22 protein-coding genes and 1 tRNA gene are annotated in these 22,365 nt (G+C 65.2%); 21 read left to right on the top strand and 2 right to left on the bottom strand.

Annotated elements, in window-relative coordinates; all coding sequences use genetic code 11:
• Window positions 1-201: 201 nt before the first annotated feature.
• The 21 genes from pnp to DZC73_RS07210 all read left to right on the top strand — a co-directional run bounded on the left by pnp (window position 202) and on the right by DZC73_RS07210 (window position 20,532).
• The gene (gene pnp, locus DZC73_RS07310) at window positions 202-2,319 is read left to right on the top strand and encodes a polyribonucleotide nucleotidyltransferase (RefSeq protein WP_124539589.1); all 2,118 of its coding nucleotides are present in this window, start codon (window positions 202-204) and stop codon (window positions 2,317-2,319) included.
• 66 nt (window positions 2,320-2,385) lie between these two features.
• On the top strand, window positions 2,386-3,372 hold the full coding sequence (locus tag DZC73_RS07305) for an NAD(P)H-quinone oxidoreductase (RefSeq protein WP_124539588.1): 987 nt from the start codon (window positions 2,386-2,388) through the stop codon (window positions 3,370-3,372).
• Window positions 3,373-3,389: 17 nt separating this feature from the next.
• Entirely contained in the window at window positions 3,390-4,130 is a 741-nt protein-coding gene (tpiA, locus tag DZC73_RS07300; RefSeq protein WP_124539587.1) for a triose-phosphate isomerase, read from the top strand.
• 42 nt (window positions 4,131-4,172) lie between these two features.
• Window positions 4,173-4,595 carry a preprotein translocase subunit SecG gene (secG, locus tag DZC73_RS07295; RefSeq protein WP_124539586.1) on the top strand — a complete coding sequence of 141 codons (423 nt, stop codon included), beginning with the start codon at window positions 4,173-4,175 and terminating at the stop codon, window positions 4,593-4,595.
• Window positions 4,596-4,742: 147 nt separating this feature from the next.
• Window positions 4,743-4,827: transfer RNA gene (locus DZC73_RS07290), tRNA-Leu, on the top strand.
• A gap of 53 nt (window positions 4,828-4,880) precedes the next feature.
• Window positions 4,881-5,240 (top strand): NADH-quinone oxidoreductase subunit A, encoded by a 360-nt coding sequence (locus DZC73_RS07285; RefSeq protein WP_124539585.1) that lies wholly within the window; start codon window positions 4,881-4,883, stop codon window positions 5,238-5,240.
• Window positions 5,241-5,254: 14 nt separating this feature from the next.
• Window positions 5,255-5,731, top strand: a complete 477-nt coding sequence (locus tag DZC73_RS07280) for a NuoB/complex I 20 kDa subunit family protein (protein WP_124539584.1) — start codon at window positions 5,255-5,257, stop codon at window positions 5,729-5,731.
• A 5-nt stretch (window positions 5,732-5,736) separates the two neighbouring features.
• Window positions 5,737-6,333, top strand: a complete 597-nt coding sequence (locus DZC73_RS07275; RefSeq protein ID WP_124539583.1) for an NADH-quinone oxidoreductase subunit C — start codon at window positions 5,737-5,739, stop codon at window positions 6,331-6,333.
• A gap of 2 nt (window positions 6,334-6,335) precedes the next feature.
• A complete protein-coding gene (locus DZC73_RS07270) occupies window positions 6,336-7,592 on the top strand; it encodes an NADH-quinone oxidoreductase subunit D (protein WP_124539582.1) in 1,257 nt (418 codons plus the stop codon).
• Complete coding sequence (locus DZC73_RS07265; RefSeq protein ID WP_124539581.1) at window positions 7,589-8,071, top strand: NADH-quinone oxidoreductase subunit NuoE family protein; 483 nt, start codon at window positions 7,589-7,591, stop codon at window positions 8,069-8,071. Before DZC73_RS07270 ends, DZC73_RS07265 begins: the two co-directional genes overlap by 4 nt.
• An 18-nt stretch (window positions 8,072-8,089) precedes the next feature.
• Window positions 8,090-9,433, top strand: coding sequence for an NADH-quinone oxidoreductase subunit NuoF (gene nuoF, locus DZC73_RS07260; protein ID WP_124539580.1), 1,344 nt, complete (start codon window positions 8,090-8,092; stop codon window positions 9,431-9,433).
• Window positions 9,426-11,732: an NADH-quinone oxidoreductase subunit NuoG gene (nuoG, locus tag DZC73_RS07255; protein ID WP_124539579.1), complete on the top strand. Its 2,307-nt coding sequence runs from the start codon at window positions 9,426-9,428 to the stop codon at window positions 11,730-11,732. Before nuoF ends, nuoG begins: the two co-directional genes overlap by 8 nt.
• 8 nt (window positions 11,733-11,740) lie before the next feature.
• On the top strand, window positions 11,741-12,838 hold the full coding sequence (gene nuoH, locus DZC73_RS07250; RefSeq protein WP_124539578.1) for an NADH-quinone oxidoreductase subunit NuoH: 1,098 nt from the start codon (window positions 11,741-11,743) through the stop codon (window positions 12,836-12,838).
• 6 nt (window positions 12,839-12,844) lie between these two features.
• The gene (gene nuoI, locus DZC73_RS07245; protein WP_124539577.1) at window positions 12,845-13,342 is read left to right on the top strand and encodes an NADH-quinone oxidoreductase subunit NuoI; all 498 of its coding nucleotides are present in this window, start codon (window positions 12,845-12,847) and stop codon (window positions 13,340-13,342) included.
• Between the two features lie 64 nt (window positions 13,343-13,406).
• The gene (locus DZC73_RS07240; protein ID WP_124539576.1) at window positions 13,407-14,045 is read left to right on the top strand and encodes an NADH-quinone oxidoreductase subunit J; all 639 of its coding nucleotides are present in this window, start codon (window positions 13,407-13,409) and stop codon (window positions 14,043-14,045) included.
• The gene (nuoK, locus tag DZC73_RS07235; RefSeq protein WP_124539575.1) at window positions 14,042-14,362 is read left to right on the top strand and encodes an NADH-quinone oxidoreductase subunit NuoK; all 321 of its coding nucleotides are present in this window, start codon (window positions 14,042-14,044) and stop codon (window positions 14,360-14,362) included. Before DZC73_RS07240 ends, nuoK begins: the two co-directional genes overlap by 4 nt.
• 10 nt (window positions 14,363-14,372) lie before the next feature.
• On the top strand, window positions 14,373-16,412 hold the full coding sequence (gene nuoL, locus DZC73_RS07230) for an NADH-quinone oxidoreductase subunit L (RefSeq protein ID WP_124539574.1): 2,040 nt from the start codon (window positions 14,373-14,375) through the stop codon (window positions 16,410-16,412).
• A 21-nt stretch (window positions 16,413-16,433) separates the two neighbouring features.
• Entirely contained in the window at window positions 16,434-17,912 is a 1,479-nt protein-coding gene (locus tag DZC73_RS07225; protein WP_124539573.1) for an NADH-quinone oxidoreductase subunit M, read from the top strand.
• 18 nt (window positions 17,913-17,930) lie between these two features.
• Window positions 17,931-19,442, top strand: a complete 1,512-nt coding sequence (nuoN, locus tag DZC73_RS07220; RefSeq protein WP_124539572.1) for an NADH-quinone oxidoreductase subunit NuoN — start codon at window positions 17,931-17,933, stop codon at window positions 19,440-19,442.
• Between the two features lie 10 nt (window positions 19,443-19,452).
• The gene (locus tag DZC73_RS07215) at window positions 19,453-20,046 is read left to right on the top strand and encodes an NUDIX domain-containing protein (RefSeq protein WP_235835030.1); all 594 of its coding nucleotides are present in this window, start codon (window positions 19,453-19,455) and stop codon (window positions 20,044-20,046) included.
• Window positions 20,047-20,070: 24 nt separating this feature from the next.
• Window positions 20,071-20,532: a DUF1178 family protein gene (locus DZC73_RS07210; RefSeq protein ID WP_124539571.1), complete on the top strand. Its 462-nt coding sequence runs from the start codon at window positions 20,071-20,073 to the stop codon at window positions 20,530-20,532.
• On the opposite strand, the gene DZC73_RS07205 is transcribed toward DZC73_RS07210, so the two are convergent.
• Together DZC73_RS07205 and DZC73_RS07200 are read right to left on the bottom strand one after the other, a co-directional pair.
• Complete coding sequence (locus DZC73_RS07205; RefSeq protein WP_124539570.1) at window positions 20,533-21,936, bottom strand: FAD-binding oxidoreductase; 1,404 nt, start codon at window positions 21,934-21,936, stop codon at window positions 20,533-20,535.
• Window positions 21,933-22,340 carry a DUF2069 domain-containing protein gene (locus DZC73_RS07200; protein WP_198414800.1) on the bottom strand — a complete coding sequence of 136 codons (408 nt, stop codon included), beginning with the start codon at window positions 22,338-22,340 and terminating at the stop codon, window positions 21,933-21,935. The genes DZC73_RS07205 and DZC73_RS07200 overlap by 4 nt, the downstream gene beginning before the upstream one ends.
• Between the last annotated feature and the right edge of the window lie 25 nt (window positions 22,341-22,365).

Genomic DNA, 22,365 nt, shown 5'->3' with positions numbered 1-22,365 from the left:
GAAATCAAAGAGCCTGTCTGCCGAACCGTGCAGCACAGGCTCTTTGTGTTTGGAGCCGGGCAGCCATCGATGACGATGTGTCATTCCACCGACGTTTCCACCTTCGGGAGCATCGCTGGAATGGCATCGCGCCAGGAGGCTTGGGTTCCGGGGACAAGGGCACACCCGAAAACGTGCTCCGCATAACCGGAGATAAGAACCATGAGCATGTTCAACAAAGTCACCAAGACCTTCCAATGGGGTCAGCACACCGTCACGATGGAAACGGGCGAGATCGCCCGCCAGGCGTCGGGCGCTGTCATCGTCAACGTGGAAGACACGGTCATCCTCGCCACCGTGGTGGGCGCCAAGAACGCCAAGCCCGGCCAGGACTTCTTCCCCCTGACCGTCGACTACATCGAGAAGACCTACGCCGCCGGCAAGATCCCCGGCAGCTTCTTCAAGCGTGAAGGCCGCCCGAGCGAACTCGAGACGCTGACCTCCCGCCTGATCGACCGCCCGCTGCGTCCGCTCTTCCCGGACGGCTTCTACAACGAAGTGCAGGTCGTCATCCACGTGCTGTCGCTGAACCCTGAAGTCGCGGCCGACATCCCCTCGCTGATCGGCGCGAGCGCGGCGCTGGCCATCTCCGGCATCCCGTTCAACGGCCCCATCGGCGCGGCGCGCGTGGGCTACCTCAACGGCGAATACGTGCTGAACCCGACCAAGGCCCAGCTCGAACAATCGCAGATGGATCTCGTCGTCGCCGGCACGCAAGCCGCCGTGCTGATGGTGGAATCCGAAGCCCAGCAGCTCAGCGAAGAAGTGATGCTCGGCGGCGTGGTGTTCGGCCACGAGCAGGGCAACATCGCCATCGCGGCGATCAACGACCTGGTGCGCGACGCCGGCAAGCCGGCCTGGGACTGGCAGCCGCCGGCCAAGGACGAAGCCTTCATCGGCAAGATCAACGCGCTGGCTGAAGAAAAGCTGCGCGCGGCCTACCAGATCCGCTCCAAGCAGGCTCGCACGCAGGCCACGCGCGAAGTGGCGGCCTTCACCGTCGCCGCGCTGACCGAAGAGGGCGTGGAGTTCGACAAGGTCAAGGTCGACAACGTCCTGTTCGACATCGAAGCCAAGATCGTGCGCAGCCAGATCCTGTCGGGCGAGCCCCGCATCGACGGCCGCGACACCCGCACGGTGCGCGCCATCGAGATCCGCAACGGCGTGCTGCCGCGCGTCCACGGCTCGGCGCTGTTCACCCGCGGTGAAACGCAGGCCCTCGTCGCCGCCACGCTGGGCACCGACCGCGACTCGCAGAAGATCGACGCGCTGGCCGGCGAGTTCAGCGAGCATTTCATGCTCCACTACAACATGCCTCCGTTCGCCACCGGCGAAACCGGTCGCGTGGGCAGTCCCAAGCGCCGCGAGATCGGCCACGGCCGGCTGGCCAAGCGCGCCCTGGTCGCCGTGCTGCCGGGCCGCGACGAGTTCCCGTACTCGATGCGCGTGGTGAGCGAGATCACCGAGTCCAACGGCTCCTCGTCCATGGCGTCCGTCTGCGGCGGCTGCCTGGCGCTGATGGATGCCGGCGTGCCGCTGAAGGCACACGTGGCGGGCATCGCCATGGGCCTGATCAAGGAAGGCAACCGCTTCGCCGTGCTGACCGACATCCTGGGCGATGAAGATCACCTGGGCGACATGGACTTCAAGGTGGCCGGCACGACCACCGGCGTGACCGCCCTGCAGATGGACATCAAGATCCAGGGCATCACCAAGGAAATCATGCAGGTCGCACTGGCCCAGGCCAAGGAGGCGCGCATGCACATCCTGGGCAAGATGGTGGACGCCATGGGCGGCGCGAAGACCGAGGTCTCGCAGTTCGCTCCGCGCCTGTACACCATGAAGATCAATCCGGAGAAGATCCGCGACGTCATCGGCAAGGGCGGCGCGACCATCCGCGCTCTTACGGAAGAGACCGGCACCACCATCGACATCGCCGAAGACGGCACCATCACCATCGCCTCGACCGATGCCGGCAAGGCCGAAATGGCCAAGAAGCGCATCGAGGAGATCACCGCGGAAGTGGAAGTGGGCAAGGTCTACGAAGGCCCCATCACCAAGATCCTCGACTTCGGTGCGCTCGTGAACCTGCTGCCCGGCAAGGACGGCCTGCTGCACATCAGCCAGATCGCCCACCAGCGTGTCGAGAAGGTCACCGACTTCCTCAAGGAAGGCCAGATCGTGAAGGTCAAGGTGCTCGAGACCGACGAGAAGGGCCGCGTCAAGCTGTCGATGAAGGCACTGCTCGACCGCGAACCGCAGCAACCGTCGCACGAGTAAGGCCGACAAGGCCGGCTTGCGGATTGCTCCGCATGCCGGTCATGCCACCTTGCCCGGAGCCTGCCGATGAAAGCCATCGAGATCACCCAATTCGGCGCACCTGATGTGTTGCGCGCCGCTGTTCGCCCGGACCCGGTTGCGGGGGCTGGCGAGGTGTTGATCCGCGTGGCGGCGTCAGGCGTGAACCGGCCGGACGTGCTCCAGCGCAAAGGGATGTACCCCGTGCCGCCGGGCGCTTCGGATCTGCCGGGGCTGGAGGTGGCGGGTGTCATCGAGAGCGGTGACGCTGCGGCCATGGCTGAAGCGGGGCTGAAGGTCGGCGATCGCGTTTGCGCCCTCGTGGCCGGCGGCGGCTATGCCGAGCTGTGCGTGGCGCCTGCGGGCCAGTGCCTGCCGGTGCCTGCCGCGCTCAGCGACATCGATGCCGCAAGCCTGCCCGAGACCTTCTTCACCGTCTGGTCCAACGTCTTCGACCGTGCGCATCTGCAAGCGGGCGAGACGCTGCTGGTGCAAGGCGGCAGCAGCGGCATCGGTGTCACGGCGATCCAGCTCGCGAAGGCGGCCGGCGCCAGGGTGATCGTCACCGTGGGCTCCGACGACAAGGCCGCGGCCTGCCGGGCCCTGGGTGCTGACGAAGCCATCAACTACAAGACCCACGACTTCGTGGCCGAGGTCAGGCGCATCACCGGCGGCCGCGGCGTGAACGTGGTGCTCGACATGGTCGCAGGCGAGTACGTTGCTCGGGAACTCGACTGTATGGCCGACGATGGACGTATCGTCATCATCGCCGTGCAAGGTGGTGTGAAGGCGCAGTTCGACGCCGGCATGGTGCTCAGGCGTCGCCTGACCATCACCGGCTCCACGCTGCGTCCTCGCTCGGTGCAGTTCAAGACCGCCATCGCGCAGTCTTTGCGCGAGAAGGTCTGGCCATGGCTGGAGAGCGGTGCCGTCAAGCCCGTGATCCACCAGGTGTTCCCTGCGCATGAAGCTGCTGCAGCCCATGCGCTGATGGAGTCCAACCGCCACATCGGCAAGCTCGTTTTGCAATGGTGATTGAGGAGAACCACGGAATGCGTCGCAAGCTCGTCGTCGGCAACTGGAAGATGAACGGCAACCGCCTGGCCAACACCGAACTGCTGGCCGGCATCGAGGCCGCCGGTCCCTTCGTGGCCGACGTGGCCGTGTGTGCCCCGTTCCCGTACCTGTCCGAGGTGGCACTCGCCCTGCAGGGCAAGCGCATCGCCTGGGGCGCACAGGATTGCTCCTCGCACGAATCGGGCGCCTTCACCGGCGAGGTGTCGGCTGCCATGCTGGCCGAGTTCGCCTGCAAGTACGTCATCGTGGGCCACTCGGAGCGCCGTGCGTACCACGCCGAATCCGACCAGCTCGTGGCGGACAAGGCCAAGGCGGCGCTGGCGCATCACATCACGCCGATCGTGTGCGTGGGCGAGACCCTGGCCGAGCGCGAAGCCGGGCAGACCGATGCGGTCGTGAAGCGCCAGCTGTCGGCGGTGATCCACACCCTGGGGCACTGCATTCCGCAGATCGTCGTCGCCTATGAGCCGGTGTGGGCCATCGGCACGGGCAAGACCGCCACGCCGGAGCAGGCGCAGGCGGTGCATGCCGTGCTGCGCTTGCAACTGCGCGCGGCCACCCCCAAGTCGGACGACATGCAAATCCTCTACGGCGGCAGCGTCAAGCCCGACAATGCCGCGACCTTGTTTTCACAGCCCGACATCGACGGCGGGCTGATCGGGGGCGCGTCCCTCAAGGCGGCGGACTTCGCTGCCATCTGCCGTGCGGCGGCCTGAAGCCGTCGCACTCAAGAACTTTTCCAAGAGCTGAGAGAAACAATGAGCTGGTTGCATAGTTTGGTGGTGGTGATCCAGATCCTCGCGGCACTCGCGATGATTGGCCTGGTGTTGGTGCAGCACGGCAAGGGCGCCGACATGGGTGCGTCCTTCGGCAGTGGCGCATCGGGCAGCCTGTTTGGCGCCACCGGCAGCGCGAACTTCCTGTCGCGCTCCACGGCGGTGTGTGCTGGCCTCTTCTTCATCTGCACGCTGAGCCTGGCCTTCCTGTCCAGCAACTCGGTGCGCAGCACCGGCGGCACCGGCAGCGTGCTCGACCGCGCACCCGTGACGGCACCCGCACCCGCGGCCAGCAGCAACGTTCCGCAGATCCCAACGGGCGTGGCGCCCGCAGGTGGTGCCTCTGCCGCGGGCGCGGCACCTGCCGCCGCTGCGTCCACGGCCCCCGCGATCCCGACCAAGTAAGCCGTCAAAACGTTGACACAAGAGGCGTTCGCCAATCGGTGCTGCAGTGCAGCGCTCACATTGAGAAACGCCTTTCTTTGCGGTTAGAATGCGAGGCTGTTCAGAGAGCAACTCCTCACGCAATCTGGATCATCCGCTTTACAAGTGGCCGTCGTGGTGAAATTGGTAGACACGCTATCTTGAGGGGGTAGTGGCGAAAGCTGTGCGAGTTCGAGTCTCGCCGACGGCACCAGTGTTCTAGAAGGGGGCTTTCACAGCCCCCTTCGACCGCCAAGCCAAGCCACCATGAATCTGGAACCCTACCTGCCCGTCATCCTCTTCATTCTGGTGGGGGTGGCAGTCGGAGTGGCTCCGCAGGTTCTGGGCTTCCTGCTCGGCCCGCGCCGTCCCGACACGGCGAAGAATTCCCCTTACGAGTGTGGCTTCGAAGCCTTTGAAGATGCGCGCATGAAGTTCGATGTGCGCTACTACCTCGTGGCCATCCTGTTCATCCTCTTCGACCTCGAGATCGCCTTCCTCTTCCCGTGGGCCGTCTCGCTGAAGGAAATCGGTGCCACCGGCTTCTGGGCCATGATGATTTTCCTGGGCATCCTCGTCGTGGGCTTCGCTTACGAGTGGAAAAAAGGCGCCCTGGACTGGGAATGACGGAGTACTAGAAGATGGGCATCGAAGGCGTTCTCAAGGAAGGTTTCGTCACCACGAGCCTTGACTCCCTGATCAACTGGTCGAAGACCGGCTCGCTGTGGCCGATGACCTTCGGCCTGGCCTGCTGTGCGGTCGAGATGATGCACGCGGGCGCCGCGCGCTACGACATCGACCGTTTCGGCATGCTGTTCCGGCCGAGCCCCCGCCAGTCCGACCTGATGATCGTGGCCGGCACGCTGTGCAACAAGATGGCGCCGGCGCTGCGCAAGGTGTACGACCAGATGGCCGAGCCGCGCTGGGTGCTGTCCATGGGCTCGTGTGCGAATGGCGGCGGCTACTACCACTACAGCTACTCCGTGGTCCGCGGCTGCGACCGCATCGTGCCGGTGGACGTGTACGTGCCCGGCTGCCCGCCGACCGCCGAAGCCCTGCTGTACGGGATCATCCAACTGCAGGCGAAGATCCGCCGCGAAAACACGATCGCGCGGTGAACGGCATGACCAGACTCGACACACTGAAGGCTGCGCTCGAAGAAGTCCTGGGCGACAAGATCAAGAAGCTCGTCGCGGACCGCGGCGAGATCACCATCACCGTCTCGGCGGGCGACTACGTCGCTTCGTCGCTGGCGTTGCGCGACGACCCCTCGCTGCACTTCGAGCAACTCATCGACCTGTGCGGCGTGGACTACGCCAGCTACAAGGACCAGGCCTGGGACGGCCCGCGCTTCTGCGTGGTGAGCCACCTGCTGTCCGTGCAGAACAACTGGCGCGTGCGCCTGAAGGTCTTCGCGCCTGATGACGACGTGCCCACCGTGGCCTCGCTCGTGGATGTGTGGAGCGCCGCCAACTGGTTCGAGCGCGAAGCCTTCGACCTGTACGGCATCATCTTCGACGGCCACCTCGACCTTCGCCGCATCCTCACCGACTACGGCTTCATCGGCCACCCGTTCCGCAAGGACTTCCCGGTGTCGGGTCACGTCGAGATGCGCTACGACCCCGAGCAAAAGCGCGTCATCTACCAGCCGGTCACCATCGAGCCGCGCGAGATCACGCCGCGAATCATTCGTGAAGACAACTACGGTGGTCTCCAGTAATCATGGCTGAGATCAAGAACTACACCCTGAACTTCGGCCCGCAGCACCCGGCCGCGCACGGCGTGCTGCGACTGGTGCTCGAGCTGGACGGCGAAGTCATCCAGCGCGCCGACCCCCACATCGGCCTGCTGCACCGCGCCACCGAGAAGCTGGCCGAGACACGCACCTACATCCAGTCGCTGCCGTACATGGACCGTCTCGACTACGTGTCGATGATGTGCAACGAGCATGCGTACTGCCTGGCCATCGAGAAGCTGCTGGGCATCGACGTGCCGGTGCGCGCGCAGTACATCCGCGTGATGTTCAGCGAGATCACCCGCCTGCTGAACCACCTGCTGTGGCTCGGCGCGCACGGCCTGGACTGCGGTGCGATGAACATCTTCATCTACTGCTTCCGCGAGCGCGAAGACCTGTTCGACATGTACGAGGCCGCATCGGGCGCCCGCATGCATGCGGCCTACTTCCGTCCGGGTGGCGTGTACCGCGACCTGCCGGATTCGATGCCGCAGTACAAGCACTCGAAGATCCGCAACGCGAAGGCGATGGCGAAGATGAACGAGAACCGCCAGGGTTCTCTGCTCGACTTCATCGACGACTTCGTGAAGCGCTTCCCGACCTACATGGACGAGTACGAGACGCTGCTGACCGACAACCGCATCTGGAAGCAGCGCACGGTGGGCATCGGCGTCGTCTCGCCCGAGCGCGCGCTGAACCTGGGCTTCACCGGCCCCATGCTGCGCGGCTCCGGCATCGCCTGGGACCTGCGCAAGAAGCAGCCGTACGACGTGTACGACAAGATGGACTTCGACGTCCCCGTCGGCGTCAATGGCGACACCTACGACCGCTACCTGGTCCGCATCGAGGAGATGCGCCAGTCCAACCGCATCATCAAGCAGTGCGTGGACTGGCTCAAGGCCAACCCGGGCCTGCCGGTCATCACCGACAACCACAAGGTGGCGCCGCCTTCACGCGTGGACATGAAGTCCAGCATGGAAGAGCTGATCCACCACTTCAAGCTCTTCACTGAAGGCTTCCACGTGCCCGAAGGCGAGGCCTACGCGGCGGTGGAGCATCCGAAGGGCGAGTTCGGCATCTACCTCGTGAGCGACGGTGCCAACAAGCCGTACCGCCTGAAGATCCGCGCCCCGGGCTTCCCGCACCTGGCGGCGCTCGATGAAATGGCCCGCGGCCACATGATTGCCGACGCGGTCGCGGTCATCGGCACGATGGACATTGTGTTTGGAGAGATCGACCGATGATTTCCGAGTCGACCAAGGCGCGCTTCGCCCGCGAAGTCGCCAAGTTTCCGGCGGACCAGAAGCAGTCCGCCGTGATGGCTTGCCTGGCCATCGTCCAGCAGGAGCAAGGCCACGTCTCGCAAGAGAGCGAACTGGCCGTGGCCGACTACCTCGGCATGCCGCCCATCGCGGTGCACGAGGTGACGACCTTCTACAACATGTACAACCAGGCACCGACTGGCAAGTACAAGCTCAACGTCTGCACCAACCTGCCGTGCCAGCTGCGCGACGGCGAGAAGGCGCTGGAGCACGTGTGCTCGCGCCTGAACGTGGAAGAGGGCGGCACGACGGCCGATGGCCTCTTCACCGTGCAGAAGAGCGAATGCCTGGGCGCCTGCGCCGACGCGCCGGTGATGCTGGTCAACGACCGGCAGATGCTGAGCTTCATGAGCAACGAGCGCCTCGACGAGCTGCTCACCCTGCTCAAGAACTCGAAGTAAACAGAGAGCACCAACGACATGCTGGACCTCTCCAAGTTCCAATCGACAGGCAACGAGACCTGTTTCCACGGCCGCCACATCAACCCGCAGATTTATGCAGGGCTGGATGGCAAGAACTGGTCGATCAAGGAGTACGAGGCGCGCGGCGGCTACAAGGCGCTGCGCAAGATCCTCGGCAAGGATGGCAGCGAGGGCATGACGCCCGACCAGGTCATCGCCGAGGTGAAGACCTCCGGCCTGCGCGGCCGCGGCGGTGCCGGCTTCCCGACGGGCCTGAAGTGGAGCTTCATGCCCCGCATGTTCCCGGGCGCGAAGTACCTCGTCTGCAATTCGGACGAAGGCGAGCCGGGCACCTGCAAGGACCGCGACATCCTGATGTTCAACCCGCACATCGTCATCGAAGGCATGGCGATCGCGGCGTACGCCATGGGCATCAGCGTGGGCTACAACTACATCCACGGTGAGATCTTCGAGGTGTACGAACGCTTCGAAGCCGCCCTGGAAGAGGCGCGTGCCGCCGGCTACCTGGGCGACGGCATCATGGGCTCGGGCTACAACTTCCAGCTCCACGCCTCGCACGGCTTCGGTGCCTACATCTGCGGCGAGGAAACCGCGCTGCTCGAATCGCTGGAAGGCAAGAAGGGCCAGCCGCGCTTCAAGCCGCCGTTTCCGGCCAGCTACGGCCTGTACGGCAAGCCCACGACGATCAACAACACCGAGACCTTCGCCGCGGTGCCGTGGATCATCAACAACGGCGGCCAGCCTTACCTGGAGATCGGCAAGCCCAACAACGGCGGCACCAAGATCTTCTCGGTGGTGGGCGACGTGCAGCGTCCCGGCAACTTCGAGATTCCGCTGGGCACGCCGTTCAGCAAGCTGCTGGAACTCGCCGGCGGCGTTCGCCCCGGCCGCACGCTCAAGGCGGTGATCCCCGGGGGATCGTCGGCGCCCGTGCTGCCCGCCAGCATCATGATGGACACGACGATGGACTACGACGCCATCGCCAAGGCCGGCTCCATGCTGGGCTCGGGCGCGGTCATCGTGATGGACGACACGCGCTGCATGGTCAAGAGCCTGCTGCGCCTGAGTTATTTCTACCAGCACGAATCCTGCGGCCAGTGCACGCCCTGCCGCGAGGGCACGGGCTGGCTATGGCGCATGGTCGACCGCATCGAACACGGCAAGGGAAAGATGAGCGACATCGACCTCTTGAACTCGGTGGCCGACAACATCCAGGGCCGCACCATCTGCGCCCTCGGTGATGCGGCGGCGATGCCTGTGCGCGCCATGATCAAGCACTTCCGTGATGAGTTCGTGCATCACATCGAACACAAGACCTGCGTGGTGTCCGCTCATGCTTGAAATCGATCTCGACGGCAAGAAGGTCTCGGTGCCTGAAGGCAGCATGGTGATGCATGCGGCCGACAAGGCCGGCACCTACATCCCCCACTTCTGCTATCACAAGAAGCTGTCCATCGCGGCCAACTGCCGCATGTGCCTCGTTGATGTCGAAAAGGCGCCCAAGCCGATGCCGGCCTGCGCGACGCCCGTCACCAATGGCATGATCGTGCGCACCAAGAGCGACAAGGCGCTCAAGGCCCAGCAGTCGGTGATGGAGTTCCTGCTCATCAACCACCCGCTGGACTGCCCCATCTGCGACCAGGGCGGCGAATGCCAGCTGCAAGACCTGGCCGTGGGCTACGGTGGCTCCTCCTCGCGCTACGAGGAAGAAAAGCGCGTGGTCTTCCACAAGGAAGTCGGCCCGCTGCTGTCTCTCGAGGAGATGAGCCGCTGCATCCATTGCACCCGCTGCGTGCGCTTCGGCCAGGAAGTGGCCGGCGCGATGGAGCTGGGCATGGTCAACCGCGGCGAGCATTCCGAGATCACGACGATTGCCGGCGACACGGTGGACTCCGAGCTGTCGGGCAACATGATCGACCTGTGCCCGGTCGGCGCCATCACGAGCAAGCCCTTCCGCTACCAGGCACGAACCTGGGAACTCTCGCGCCGCAAGAGCGTGAGCCCGCACGATGGCACGGGTGCCAACCTGATCGTGCAGGTGAAGTCCGGCAAGGTGTTGCGCGTGGTTCCGCTGGAGAACGAGGACGTCAACGAGTGCTGGATCGCCGACCGCGACCGCTTCTCGTACGAGGCCGTGAACAGCGACGCCCGCCTGACCTCGCCGATGGTGAAGCAGGGCGGCGAGTGGAAGGCCACCGACTGGACGACTGCGCTCGAATACGTGGCGCGCAGCCTCACGCAGATCAAGGCGGACCATGGCGCGGCCAGCATCGGCGCGCTGGGCTCGGCCCACAACACTGTGGAAGAGCTGCACCTGCTGGCCAAGCTGGTGCGCGGGCTGGGCAGCGAGAACATCGACTACCGCACCCGCCACGCCGAATTCGCGAAGGCCGAGGGCGTTCGCTGGCTGGGCACGTCCATCGCGTCGCTGTCCACCCTGCAGCGCGTGCTGGTGGTGGGTTCCTTCCTGCGCAAGGACCATCCGCTGTTCGCGGCGCGCCTGCGCCAGGCCCAGAAGAAGGGCGGCAAGATCCACAGCATCCATGCAGTGCAGGACGACTGGGCGATTCCGCTGGCGAGCAGCGTGAGCGTGGCGCCGAGCGGATGGGTGAATGCGCTGGCCTCCGTGGCTGCTGCCGTGGCTTCTGCCAAGGGCGTGGCGGCACCGGTGCAAGCCGAAGCCACCGCAGATGCGAAGTCCATCGCGGACTCGCTGCTGTCCGGCGAACGCAAGGCCGTGCTGCTGGGCAACGCTGCCGCGCAGCATCCGCAGGCGTCCAGCCTGCTGGCGCTGGCAAACTTCATCGGCGAGCAGACCGGCGCCACGGTGGGCTACCTCACCGAAGCCGCCAACACGGTCGGCGCGCAGCTCGTGAACGCGCTGCCTGGCGCCAACGGATTGAATGCGGCCGACATGCTGGGCGGCAAGCTCAAGGCGGCCATCCTGTTGAACGTGGAGCCGGCCTTCGACGCTGCCAACCCGGCAGGCGCCATCGCCGCGCTGAACAAGGCCGACATGGTCGTCGCGCTGACGCCGTTCAAGGACGCCGCGCTCGACTGCGCCGACGTGCTGCTGCCCATCGCGCCGTTCACCGAGACCGCGGGCACCTTCGTCAATGCCGAAGGCCGTGTCCAAGGTTTCCACGGCGTGGTGAAGCCGCATGCCGACACCCGCCCCGCGTGGAAGGTGTTGCGCGTGCTGGGCAACATGCTGGGCCTGCAGGGCTTCGACTTCGAGACCTCCGACGAGGTGAAGGCCGAAGCGCTGAAGGGCGACATCACGGCACGCCTGAGCAACAAGACGGGTGCTGCCGTCACCTCGGCGGCTGCTGCGCAAGGCCTGGAGCGTGTCGCCGACGTGGCCATCTACGGCACCGACTCGCTCGTGCGCCGCGCCACCTCGCTGCAGCTCACGGCCGACGCCAAGCCGCCGGTCGTGGGCCTGCCGCAAGCCGTGTGGACGCAGCTCGGCCTGGCCGACGGTGCCAGCGTGCGCGTGACCCAGGGCGACGCCAGCGCCGTGCTGCCGGCCCGCCTGGACACGACGCTTGCGCCCACCGCTGTGCGCGTGACCGCCGGACGCCATGAAACCGCCGCGCTGGGTGCCATGTTCGGCCCCATCGCCGTTGCCAAAGCCTGAGGCCGCCGATGATCGACACCCTCTACAACTTCGGCAGTGAGCATCTGGGCGGCGCCTGGCCGGTGGCCTGGTCGCTGATCAAGATCGTCTGCCTGGTGCTTCCGCTGCTGATCTGCGTGGCCTACCTCACGCTGTGGGAACGCAAGGCCATCGGCTGGACGCAGATCCGTCCCGGTCCGAACCGCGTGGGACCGCTCGGCCTTCTGCAACCCATCGCCGATGCGGTGAAGCTGATCTTCAAGGAGATCATCGTTCCCACGGCGGCCAACAAGGGCCTGTTCTTCCTGGGCCCGGTCATGACCATCATGCCGGCGCTGGCCGCCTGGGCGGTCGTGCCTTTCGGCCCGGATGCGGCGCTGGCCAATGTCAACGCCGGCCTGCTGTTCCTGATGGCCATCACCTCGATGGAAGTCTATGGCGTGATCATCGCCGGCTGGGCATCGAACTCGAAGTACGCCTTCCTCGGCGCGCTGCGCGCCTCGGCCCAGATGGTGAGCTATGAAATCGCCATGGGCTTCGCGCTGGTGGTGGTGCTCATGGTGTCGGGCACGCTGAACACCTCCGAGATCGTGCTGGGTCAGGGCAAGGGCACCTTCGCCAGCATGGGCCTCACGTTCCTGAGCTGGAACTGGCTGCCGCTGCTGCCCATCTTCGTCGTCTACGTCATCGCCGGCATCGCCGAGACCAACCGCCACCCCTTCGACGTGGTGGAAGGCGAATCGGAAATCGTGGCCGGCCACATGGTGGAGTACTCGGGCATGGCCTTCGCCATGTTCTTCCTGGCCGAGTACGCCAACATCATCCTCGTGTCGGCGCTCGCCTCGGTGATGTTCCTGGGCGGCTGGCTGGCGCCGGTTTCGTTCTCGGTGCTGGGCATGAGCACGCCCGAGTGGATCGTCAAGACGTCCTGGCTCTGGAACTGGTTCTGGCTGTTCGCCAAGACCTTCGTCATCTGCACGCTGTTCCTCTGGGTGCGTGCCACGTTCCCGCGCTTCCGCTATGACCAGATCATGCGCCTGGGCTGGAAGATCTTCATCCCGGTCACACTCGTGTGGCTGGTGGTGGTGGGGCTGTGGATCCAATCGCCCTGGAACATCTGGAAGTAAACGCACATGGCTGCTGCAACCACCTTCAAGGATTTCTTCTCGAGCTTCTTCCTGCTCGAGCTCGCCAAGGGCATGAAGCTCACGGGCCGCCACTTCTTCCAGAAGAAGATCACCGTGCAGTTCCCGGAAGAGAAGACGCCGCTGTCGCCGCGCTTCCGTGGCCTGCACGCGCTGCGCCGCTACGAGAACGGCGAAGAGCGCTGCATCGCCTGCAAGCTGTGCGAGGCGGTGTGCCCGGCGCTGGCCATCACCATCGAATCCGATGTGCGTGACGACGGCTCGCGCCGCACCACGCGCTACGACATCGACCTGACCAAGTGCATCTTCTGCGGCTTCTGCGAAGAAAGCTGCCCGGTGGATTCCATCGTCGAGACGCACATCCTCGAATACCACGGCGAAAAGCGGGGCGACCTGTACTTCACCAAGGACATGCTGCTCGCCGTCGGCGACCGCTACGAAAAGGAAATCGCGGCCAACAAGGAGGCTGACGCCCGCTACCGCTGAAGCCTTTCGTGCTTCGCGTGTTCGGCCCGACCAAGCAGTCCGAGGGCCAGGCGCTTCACTACACATGCACACCACCACCGCGCTCTTCTACGTCTTCTCGGCCGTGCTTCTGTTCGCCTCGTTCAGGGTGATCACCGCACGCAGCCCGGTCTATGCCGCGCTCTACCTCGTACTGGCCTTCTTCTCGGCCTCGTGCGTGTGGATGCTCCTGCGCGCCGAATTCCTCGCCATCTCGCTCGTGCTCGTCTACGTGGGCGCAGTGATGGTGCTGTTCCTGTTCGTCGTGATGATGCTGGACATCAACGTGGACAGCCTGCGCGTGGGTTTCTGGAAGCACTTCCCGGTGGCCGCCGCCGTGGGCGTGGTGATCGCGCTCGAAATGGCGCTGGTGCTCATGCCCGGCTTCGACGTGCGCACCGCCCCCGAGGCCGATGCCGCGGCGCTCAAGCTGGGCAACACCAAGCTGCTGGGCATCGAGATCTACACCCACTACCTGTACCCGCTGCAGATCGCGGCGGTGCTGCTGCTGGTGGCCATCGTGGCGGCCATCGCGCTGACCCTGCGCCGCCGCAAGGACTCGAAGTACCTCGACCCGTCCGAGCAGATCAAGGCGAAGAAGGCCGATCGCATGCGCCTGGTGAAGATGGCGCCGACCGTCGAGCTGCCGCCGGCGCCTGAAGCCGCCACTGGAGAGAAAGCATGAGCGTCGGACTCGGCCACTTCCTGTCGCTGGGCGCGATCCTCTTCGCGCTGTCGGTGATCGGCATCTTCCTGAACCGCAAGAACCTCATCGTGCTGCTGATGTGCATCGAGCTGATGCTGCTGGCGGTGAACCTGAACTTCGTCGCCTTCTCGCACTACCTGCCGGTGGGCGCCGACAAGATGGGCGGGCAGGTCTTCGTGTTCTTCATCCTGACCGTGGCGGCGGCCGAGTCGGCCATCGGCCTGGCCATCCTCGTCGTGCTGTTCCGCAACCGTTCGTCGATCAACGTCGATGAACTGGACGAACTGAAGGGCTGAGGCAAAAAGAATGTCTGCACAACTGTCTCAAACGCAGCTCCTGTGGGTTCCGCTGGCGCCGCTCATCGGCGCCGTGGTGGCGGGCTTCTTCGGCAAGACCGTCGGTCGCCGGGGCGCGCACACCGTCACCATCCTGGGCGTGCTGGTGTCCTTCATCCTCTCGGCCATGGTGCTCAAGTCGGTCGCGGCCGACGGCGCACGCTTTTCCGGCACCGTCTATGAATGGATGGTGCTGGGCGGCCTGAAGATGGAAGTCGGCTTCCTGGTCGACGGCCTCACCGCCATGATGATGTGCGTGGTGACCTTCGTGTCGCTGATGGTGCACATCTACACCATCGGCTACATGGAAGAGGATCCGGGCTACCAGCGCTTCTTCTCGTACATCTCGCTGTTCACCTTCTCGATGCTCATGCTCGTGATGAGCAACAACTTCCTGCAGCTGTTCTTCGGCTGGGAAGCGGTGGGCCTGGTGTCGTACCTGCTGATCGGCTTCTGGTACACCAAGCCGACGGCGGTGTTCGCCAACATGAAGGCCTTCCTGGTGAACCGGGTGGGCGACTTCGGCTTCATCCTGGGCATCGGCCTGATCGTGGCCTACGCCGGTACGCTGAGCTACAGCGAAGCCTTCGCCAAGGGGCCGGAGCTGGCCAAGCAGCTGTTCCCAGGCACCGGCTGGCTCATCATCACGGTGACCTGCATTTGCCTGTTCATCGGCGCGATGGGCAAGAGCGCGCAGTTCCCGCTGCACGTGTGGCTGCCTGACTCGATGGAAGGCCCGACGCCGATCTCCGCGCTGATCCACGCCGCCACGATGGTGACGGCCGGCATCTTCATGGTGGCGCGCATGTCGCCGCTGTTCGAGCTGTCGGACACCGCGCTGAACTTCGTGATGGTGATTGGTGCCATCACGGCGCTGTTCATGGGCTTCCTGGGCATCATCCAGAACGACATCAAGCGCGTGGTGGCGTATTCCACGCTCTCGCAGCTGGGCTACATGACGGTCGCGCTGGGCGCGTCCGCCTACTCGGTGGCGGTGTTCCACCTGATGACGCACGCCTTCTTCAAGGCGCTGCTGTTCCTCGGCGCGGGCTCGGTCATCATCGGCATGCACCACGACCAGGACATCCGCAACATGGGCGGCCTGCGCAAGTACATGCCCATCACCTGGATCACTTCGCTGCTGGGCTCGCTGGCGCTGATCGGAACGCCGTTCTTCGCGGGCTTCTACTCGAAGGACAGCATCATCGATGCGGTGCACCTGAGCCACCTGCCGGGCGCGCAATTCGCCTATGCGGCGGTGGTGATCGGCGTGTTCGTCACGGCGTTCTACTCCTTCCGCATGTACTTCCTGGTCTTCCACGGCAAGGAACGCTTCCATCACAAGCCCTTCCCGGGCGAGCATGACCACCACGACGACCACGGCGAGCACCACGACCCGCACGAGTCGCCCTGGGTCGTCACCGCGCCGCTGGTGCTGCTGGCGGTGCCTTCGGTGGTCATCGGCTTCCTCACCATCGGCTCGCTGCTGTATGGCGACTTCTTCAAGGACGCGATCTTCGTCAACGGCGAACTGCATCCGGCCATGGAAGAAATGGGCAAGGAATTCGGTGGTGCCGTGGGCATGGCCGTGCACGGCCTGATGTCGCTGCCGTTCTTCCTGGCGCTGTCCGGCGTGGTCGTCGCGTACTTCTTCTACATGGTCAAGCCCGAGATCCCGGCCGCCATCAAGGCGCGCTCCGGCCTGGTCTACAAGATCCTCGAGAACAAGTACTACATGGACTGGTTCAACGAGAACGTCCTCGCTGCAATGGCACGCGGCCTCGGCCGTGGCCTGTGGAAGGGTGGCGACCAGGGCCTGATCGATGGCATCGCCATCAACGGCTCGGCACGCGTAGTGGGCGGCGTCGCTGCCATCGTGCGCACCTTCCAGACTGGCTACCTGTACTGGTATGCGCTGGTCATGATCCTCGGCGTGATCGGGCTGCTGACCTGGCAGCTCGCACCCTACCTGCGCACCTTCTTCAATTTTGGCCCCTTGCTGGGCGGCTAACGAAGCCCGGAGAACAAGAACATGGGATTGTTGAGCCTTGCCATCTGGCTGCCGATCGTCGCGGGCGTGATCCTGCTGGCGGTCGGCCGTGACGAACATGCGAACACCGTGCGCTGGATGGCGCTGGTGGCTGCGCTGGCCAGCTTCTTCGTCACGCTGCCGCTGATCATCAACTTCAACGCCTCCACCGCTGCGATGCAGTTCGTGGAGAACCTTGCCTGGATCGACCGCTTCAAGGTGCGCTACCACCTGGGCGTGGACGGCCTGTCGCTGTGGTTCGTGCCGCTGACGGCCTTCATCACCGTCATCGTCATCGTCTCCGCCTGGGAGGTGATCGAGGAGCGCGTGAACCAGTACATGGGTTCGTTCCTCATCCTCTCGGGGATCATGGTCGGCGTGTTCACCGCGCTGGACGGCCTGCTGTTCTACGTCTTCTTCGAAGCCACGCTGATCCCGATGTACATCATCATCGGCGTGTGGGGCGGCCCCAACCGCGTGTACGCGGCATTCAAGTTCTTCCTGTACACGCTGGCCGGCTCCTTGCTGATGCTGGTCGCGCTGATCTTCCTTTACTACAAGTCGGGCGGCAGCTTCGAGATCCTCGAATGGCACAAGCTGCCGCTGACGATGAAGTCGCAGGGGCTGCTGTTCTTTGCCTTCTTCGCGGCCTTCGCGGTGAAGGTGCCGATGTGGCCGGTGCACACCTGGCTGCCGGATGCCCACGTGGAAGCGCCCACCGGCGGTTCCGTGGTGCTGGCAGCCATCATGCTGAAGCTGGGTGCCTACGGTTTCCTGCGCTTCTCGCTGCCCATCACGCCCGATGCCTCGCATGAATATGCCTGGTTCATCGTCGCGCTGTCGCTGATCGCCGTGCTGTACATCGGCCTCGTGGCACTGGTGCAGCAGGACATGAAGAAGCTGGTGGCCTACTCGTCCATCGCGCATATGGGCTTTTGCACGCTGGGCTTCTTCATCTTCAACGAGCTGGGCGTGTCCGGTGGCATCGTGCAGATGATCTCGCACGGCTTCATCTCCGGCGCCATGTTCCTGTGCATCGGCGTGCTGTACGACCGCGTGCATTCGCGTGAAATCGCGGCCTACGGCGGCGTGGTCAACACCATGCCCAAGTTCGCGGCGCTGGCGGTGTTCTTCGGCATGGCCAACTGCGGCCTGCCGGCCACCAGCGGCTTCGTGGGCGAGTGGATGGTCATCCTCGGCACGGTGAAGTTCAATTTCTGGCTGGGCGCGCTGGCGGCCACCACGCTGGTGTTCGGCGCGGCCTACACGCTGTGGATGGTCAAGCGCGTGTACTTCGGCGCCGTCGCCAACGACAACGTGCGCTCGCTGACCGACGTCAATTCCCGCGAGTTCGTGATGCTGGCCGTGCTGGCCATCGCCGTGCTGTGGATGGGCGTGTACCCGAAGCCCTTCACCGACGTCATGCACGTGTCCGTCACCGAGCTGCTCAAGCACGTGGCGATCTCCAAGCTCCCGAGCTGACCCGAGGCGGCCCACCCTATGAACTCTTCCATCCTCGATCACTGGCTCAAGGTGGCTCCCAATGCCACCGCCATCGGGCCCCTGACGCTGCTGCTGATCCTCGCCTGCGTGGTGGCACTGGCCGACCTGTTCATCGACGACCCGCGCAAGGTCGTCACCTACCGCCTGACGCAGCTGTCGCTGGCCATCGTGGCCGCGGCCAACCTCTGGTACTTCGACCACGGCTTCACCATCTACGCGATGGACCGCATGGTCGTGGCCGACCCGATGGGCCACCTGCTGGGCTTCTTCGCCAGCGTCGCCACCATGGTGACGCTCGCCTATGCGCGCCCCTATGCCGCGGTGCGCGACATGCTCAAGGGCGAGCTGTTCACGCTGTCGATGTTCTCGCTGCTGGGCATCGGCGTGATGCTCTCGGCCAACAACTTCCTGGTCATCTACCTCGGCCTGGAGCTGATGAGCCTGTCGCTGTACGCGCTGACGGCGATGCGCCGCGACAACCTCAACGCCACCGAAGCGGCGATGAAGTATTTCGTGCTGGGTGCGCTGGCCAGCGGCTTCCTGCTGTATGGCCTGTCGATGATGTACGGCGCCACCGGCTCGCTGGAAATCGGCAAGGTCTTCAAGGCCATCGGCAGCGGCCAGATCAACGAGGCGGTGCTGACGTTCGGCCTCGTGTTCATCGTCGCCGGCCTGGGCTTCAAGCTTGGTACCGTGCCGTTCCACATGTGGGTGCCTGACGTCTATCAAGGCGCGCCCACGGCCATCACGCTGCTGATCGGCGGCGCGCCGGAGTTCGCGGCCTTCGCCATCTGCATCCGACTGCTCGTCGAAGGCATGCTGGGCCTCGCGGTGGACTGGCAGCAGATGCTGGTCGTGCTGTCCATTGGTTCCATGGCGCTGGGCAACCTCGCGGCCATCGCGCAGACCAACGTCAAGCGCATGCTGGCGTACTCCACCATTGGCCAGATGGGCTTCATGCTGCTGGGCCTGTGCTCAGGCGTGGTCAGCGGCAACACCATTTCCGCGGGCAACAGCTACAGCTCGTCGATGTTCTACATCGTGACCTACGTGCTGACCTCGCTGGGCACCTTCGGCACCATCATGCTGCTGTCGCGCCAGGGCTTCGAGTCGGAAGAGATCGACGACTTCAAGGGCCTGGCCAAGCGCAGCCCCTGGTATGCGGCCGTGATGTCCATCTTCATGTTCTCGCTGGCCGGCCTGCCGCCGACGGTGGGCTTCTATGCCAAGCTCGCGGTGCTGCAGTCGCTGGTGTCGACCAACGTGCCGGGCTACCTGTGGCTGGCCATCGCCGCGGTGGTGTTCTCGCTGATCGGCGCGTTCTACTACATCCGCCTGGTGAAGGTGATGTTCTTCGACGAGCCGCGCGAGACGGCGCCCATCGTGGCGACGGCGGACGTGCGCACCATCCTGTCCATCAACGGCGCGGCCGTGCTGATCTTCGGCCTGCTGCCCGGCGGCCTGATGGCCATGTGCGTGGAAGCGATCGTCAAGGCGCTGGCCACCTGACGCTGGCGCCGTGAACCCGCCCATCCCCGACGGCGACGACCACCTGCGCGAAGACCCGCTCGGTTCCGAGCAGGTCTTCAAGGGCAAGCTGCTGGACGTCCGGCGCGACAGCGTTCGACTGCCCGACGGAAGCACCGCGACCCGCGAGTACATCAAGCACTCGGGTGCGGTGCTGGTGGTGCCCATCCTGGATGACGGCTCCCTGGTGGTTGAACGCCAGTACCGCTATCCGCTGTCGAAGGTGATGCTGGAGTTTCCCGCCGGCAAGATCGACCCGGGCGAGTCCACGCTGACCTGCGCGGTGCGCGAGTTGGCGGAAGAGACCGGCTATACCGCGGCCGAATGGGCGAGGGCGGGGCTGCTCAACAACGCCATCGCGTACTCGAACGAAGGCATCGAGATCTGGTTTGCTCGCGGCCTCACGCGCGGCGAGCAGGTGCTCGACGCCGGCGAATTCCTCGACGTGCACACCGCCACCTTCGACGAGCTGATGGCCATGTCGCAGCGCGGCGAGATCACCGACGCCAAGACGCTGATCGCCCTTCTGTGGTTGCAGAATTGGCAGAGCGGCCGCTGGACGCTGGACTGGCGGCCTGCTCCCTGAGCCACACGTGCTCATAATGAGGCCATGAAGGTCCTGGATCTGCGCTGCACGCATGGCCACCGTTTCGAGGGCTGGTTCGCCTCGGACGCGGACCTGCAATCGCAGATGGACCGTGGCCTGCTGGAATGCCCGGTCTGCGCAGACAAGGCGATCACACGGCTGCCGTCGGCCCCGCGCCTGAACGTCTCTGGCGCCCGCGAGCCTCAGCCTCCGGCGAAACCGGCCGAGAAGGCACCCCAGGGTGACCAACCCATCGAGATGACGATGCAGGCCGCCTGGCTTCGTGCGGTGCAGCATGTGATGAACAACACCGACGACGTGGGCGACAAGTTCGCCGAGGAAGCCCGCAAGATCCACTACGGCGAGGCCGACGAGCGCGCCATCCGTGGACGGGCCACGCCGGACGAGGCCGAGGCCCTGCGCGACGAGGGGATCGACGTGATGTCGCTGCCGGTGCCGGCCGCCCTGAAGGGCCCGGTCCAGTAGCTACAGCAGCCGGCCCGGGTTCATCACGGCCTGGGGGTCCAGCGCGCGCTTGATGGCGCGCATCATGCCCAGGGCCACAGGCGATTTGCGTTGAGCCAGCTCATCTCGCTTCAAGGCACCGATGCCGTGCTCGGCCGAGATCGAGCCGCCGTGGGCCACCACCGCGTCGTAGACGATCTCGTTCGCTTCAGCCTCGCGCTCACGCAGGAAGTCGGCGGCGGACCTACCTTCCGGCGCCTGCACGTTGTAGTGCAGGTTGCCGTCGCCCAGGTGCCCGAAGTTCACCAGCCTCACGCCCGGCAGGGCGGCCTGCAGCGCCGCGTCGGTGCCGGCGACGAAAGCCGGGATGCATGACACCGGCAGCGAGATGTCGTGCTTGATGTTCAGGCCTTCCTCGGCCTGCGCCAGCGGGATCGACTCGCGCAGGTGCCACATCGCATGCGACTGCGCGATGTTCTCCGCGATGGCGGCGTCGCTCACCAGTCCCGATTCGAAGGCCGTCTCCAGCAGCGCCTCGAAGAGGCCGCGCGCATGGGCCTCGCTCTGCGCATCCGACTGCTCCAGCAACACGGTCCATGGCGACGCGGGCAGCGGACGGGGCAGGTGCGGGAAGTGCTTGTGCACGAGCGAGAGCGCGAGCTCGCCCATGACCTCGAAACCCGTCAGCCCCGGCCCAAGCCTCGACTGCGCCAGCTGCAGCAGCGAGACCGCCGCCTCCATGGTCGGCACCGAGGCCAGTGCCGTCATCACGGCAGCCGGTGCCGGATACAGCTTCAGTGTCGCGCCGGTGATGATGCCCAGCGTGCCTTCGCTGCCGATGAACAGGTCGCGCAGGTCGTAGCCGGTGTTGTCCTTGCGCAGGCCGCTCAGGCCGTCCCAGACCTCGCCTTGCGGTGTCACCACCTCCAGCCCCAGGCACAGCTCGCGCGCGTTGCCGTAGCGCAGCACCTGCGTGCCGCCGGCGTTGCTCGCCAGGTTGCCGCCGATGGTGCAACTGCCTTCGGCCGCCAGGCTCAGCGGGAACAGCATGCCCTGGGCCGCCGCCGCCTCCTGCACGTGCTGCAGCACGCAGCCGGCGTCCACCGTCATCGTCGAGTTGGCCGCATCCAGCGAACGGACGCGATTCATGCGCGTGAGGCTCAGCAGCACCTGGGTCCCGGAATCGTCAGGCACCGAACCGCCCACCAGCCCGGTGTTGCCGCCCTGCGGCACGATGCCCACGCCGCGGCGCGCACAGGCGGCCACCACCGCTGCGACTTCGGCCGTGCTGCCCGGCTTCACCACGGCAAGGGCGCGGCCTCGCCAGCGCTTGCGCCAGTCCTGCTCGAAGGCCGACAGGTCCCCGTCGACCAGGACATGGCGTTCACCCAGCGCCGCACGCAACTCGTCGATCAGTTCATTCATGGAGCACTCGCTGTCTGTTCATTCGCATGGGCATGCTTGAGGCGCCAGCGCACGTGCGCCGCGCAGGCAGCGAACAGCACCAGGCACAGCACCACTTCCAGCATTGCCAGCCACACTCCCGTGCCGCGGTCGCTCGTGGCCCGCACCACGCCTTCGGTGAAGTACAGCCACACCAGCAGGCTGACCCAGCGGTAGGTGTACATGCGGTTCTTGAGGATGCCCGCCAGCGGGATCGCCAGCGGCAGCACCTTGAAGGCCAGCGTGCCGCGTCCGGTGGGTGCGAGCCACAGCTCCCAGGCCAGGCCCAAGACGATCAAGCCCAGCAGGCTGGCGACGGCCAGGGCTCGCGTGAGCGCAACGACGGGAGGCACAGGGGCGGGCGAGACGGATTCCATTGCTGGCATGATAGCCAGCGCTTTTGCCCCGACC

This window comes from Rhizobacter terrae (genome assembly GCF_003852895.1).
In the GTDB taxonomy this organism is placed as follows: domain Bacteria; phylum Pseudomonadota; class Gammaproteobacteria; order Burkholderiales; family Burkholderiaceae_C; genus Albitalea; species Albitalea terrae.
The sequence above is the reverse complement of the archived record's forward strand: the minus strand, read 5'-3'. Positions and strand labels throughout refer to the sequence as shown.

Coding starts and splice junctions, on each gene's coding strand:
- pnp (WP_124539589.1), top strand. CDS start 202: ATGAGCATGTTCAACAAAGTCACCAAGACCTTCCAATGGGGTCAGCAC.
- DZC73_RS07305 (WP_124539588.1), top strand. CDS start 2,386: ATGAAAGCCATCGAGATCACCCAATTCGGCGCACCTGATGTGTTGCGC.
- tpiA (WP_124539587.1), top strand. CDS start 3,390: ATGCGTCGCAAGCTCGTCGTCGGCAACTGGAAGATGAACGGCAACCGC.
- secG (WP_124539586.1), top strand. CDS start 4,173: ATGAGCTGGTTGCATAGTTTGGTGGTGGTGATCCAGATCCTCGCGGCA.
- DZC73_RS07285 (WP_124539585.1), top strand. CDS start 4,881: ATGAATCTGGAACCCTACCTGCCCGTCATCCTCTTCATTCTGGTGGGG.
- DZC73_RS07280 (WP_124539584.1), top strand. CDS start 5,255: ATGGGCATCGAAGGCGTTCTCAAGGAAGGTTTCGTCACCACGAGCCTT.
- DZC73_RS07275 (WP_124539583.1), top strand. CDS start 5,737: ATGACCAGACTCGACACACTGAAGGCTGCGCTCGAAGAAGTCCTGGGC.
- DZC73_RS07270 (WP_124539582.1), top strand. CDS start 6,336: ATGGCTGAGATCAAGAACTACACCCTGAACTTCGGCCCGCAGCACCCG.
- DZC73_RS07265 (WP_124539581.1), top strand. CDS start 7,589: ATGATTTCCGAGTCGACCAAGGCGCGCTTCGCCCGCGAAGTCGCCAAG.
- nuoF (WP_124539580.1), top strand. CDS start 8,090: ATGCTGGACCTCTCCAAGTTCCAATCGACAGGCAACGAGACCTGTTTC.
- nuoG (WP_124539579.1), top strand. CDS start 9,426: ATGCTTGAAATCGATCTCGACGGCAAGAAGGTCTCGGTGCCTGAAGGC.
- nuoH (WP_124539578.1), top strand. CDS start 11,741: ATGATCGACACCCTCTACAACTTCGGCAGTGAGCATCTGGGCGGCGCC.
- nuoI (WP_124539577.1), top strand. CDS start 12,845: ATGGCTGCTGCAACCACCTTCAAGGATTTCTTCTCGAGCTTCTTCCTG.
- DZC73_RS07240 (WP_124539576.1), top strand. CDS start 13,407: ATGCACACCACCACCGCGCTCTTCTACGTCTTCTCGGCCGTGCTTCTG.
- nuoK (WP_124539575.1), top strand. CDS start 14,042: ATGAGCGTCGGACTCGGCCACTTCCTGTCGCTGGGCGCGATCCTCTTC.
- nuoL (WP_124539574.1), top strand. CDS start 14,373: ATGTCTGCACAACTGTCTCAAACGCAGCTCCTGTGGGTTCCGCTGGCG.
- DZC73_RS07225 (WP_124539573.1), top strand. CDS start 16,434: ATGGGATTGTTGAGCCTTGCCATCTGGCTGCCGATCGTCGCGGGCGTG.
- nuoN (WP_124539572.1), top strand. CDS start 17,931: ATGAACTCTTCCATCCTCGATCACTGGCTCAAGGTGGCTCCCAATGCC.
- DZC73_RS07210 (WP_124539571.1), top strand. CDS start 20,071: ATGAAGGTCCTGGATCTGCGCTGCACGCATGGCCACCGTTTCGAGGGC.
- DZC73_RS07205 (WP_124539570.1), bottom strand. CDS start 21,936: ATGAATGAACTGATCGACGAGTTGCGTGCGGCGCTGGGTGAACGCCAT.
- DZC73_RS07200 (WP_198414800.1), bottom strand. CDS start 22,340: ATGCCAGCAATGGAATCCGTCTCGCCCGCCCCTGTGCCTCCCGTCGTT.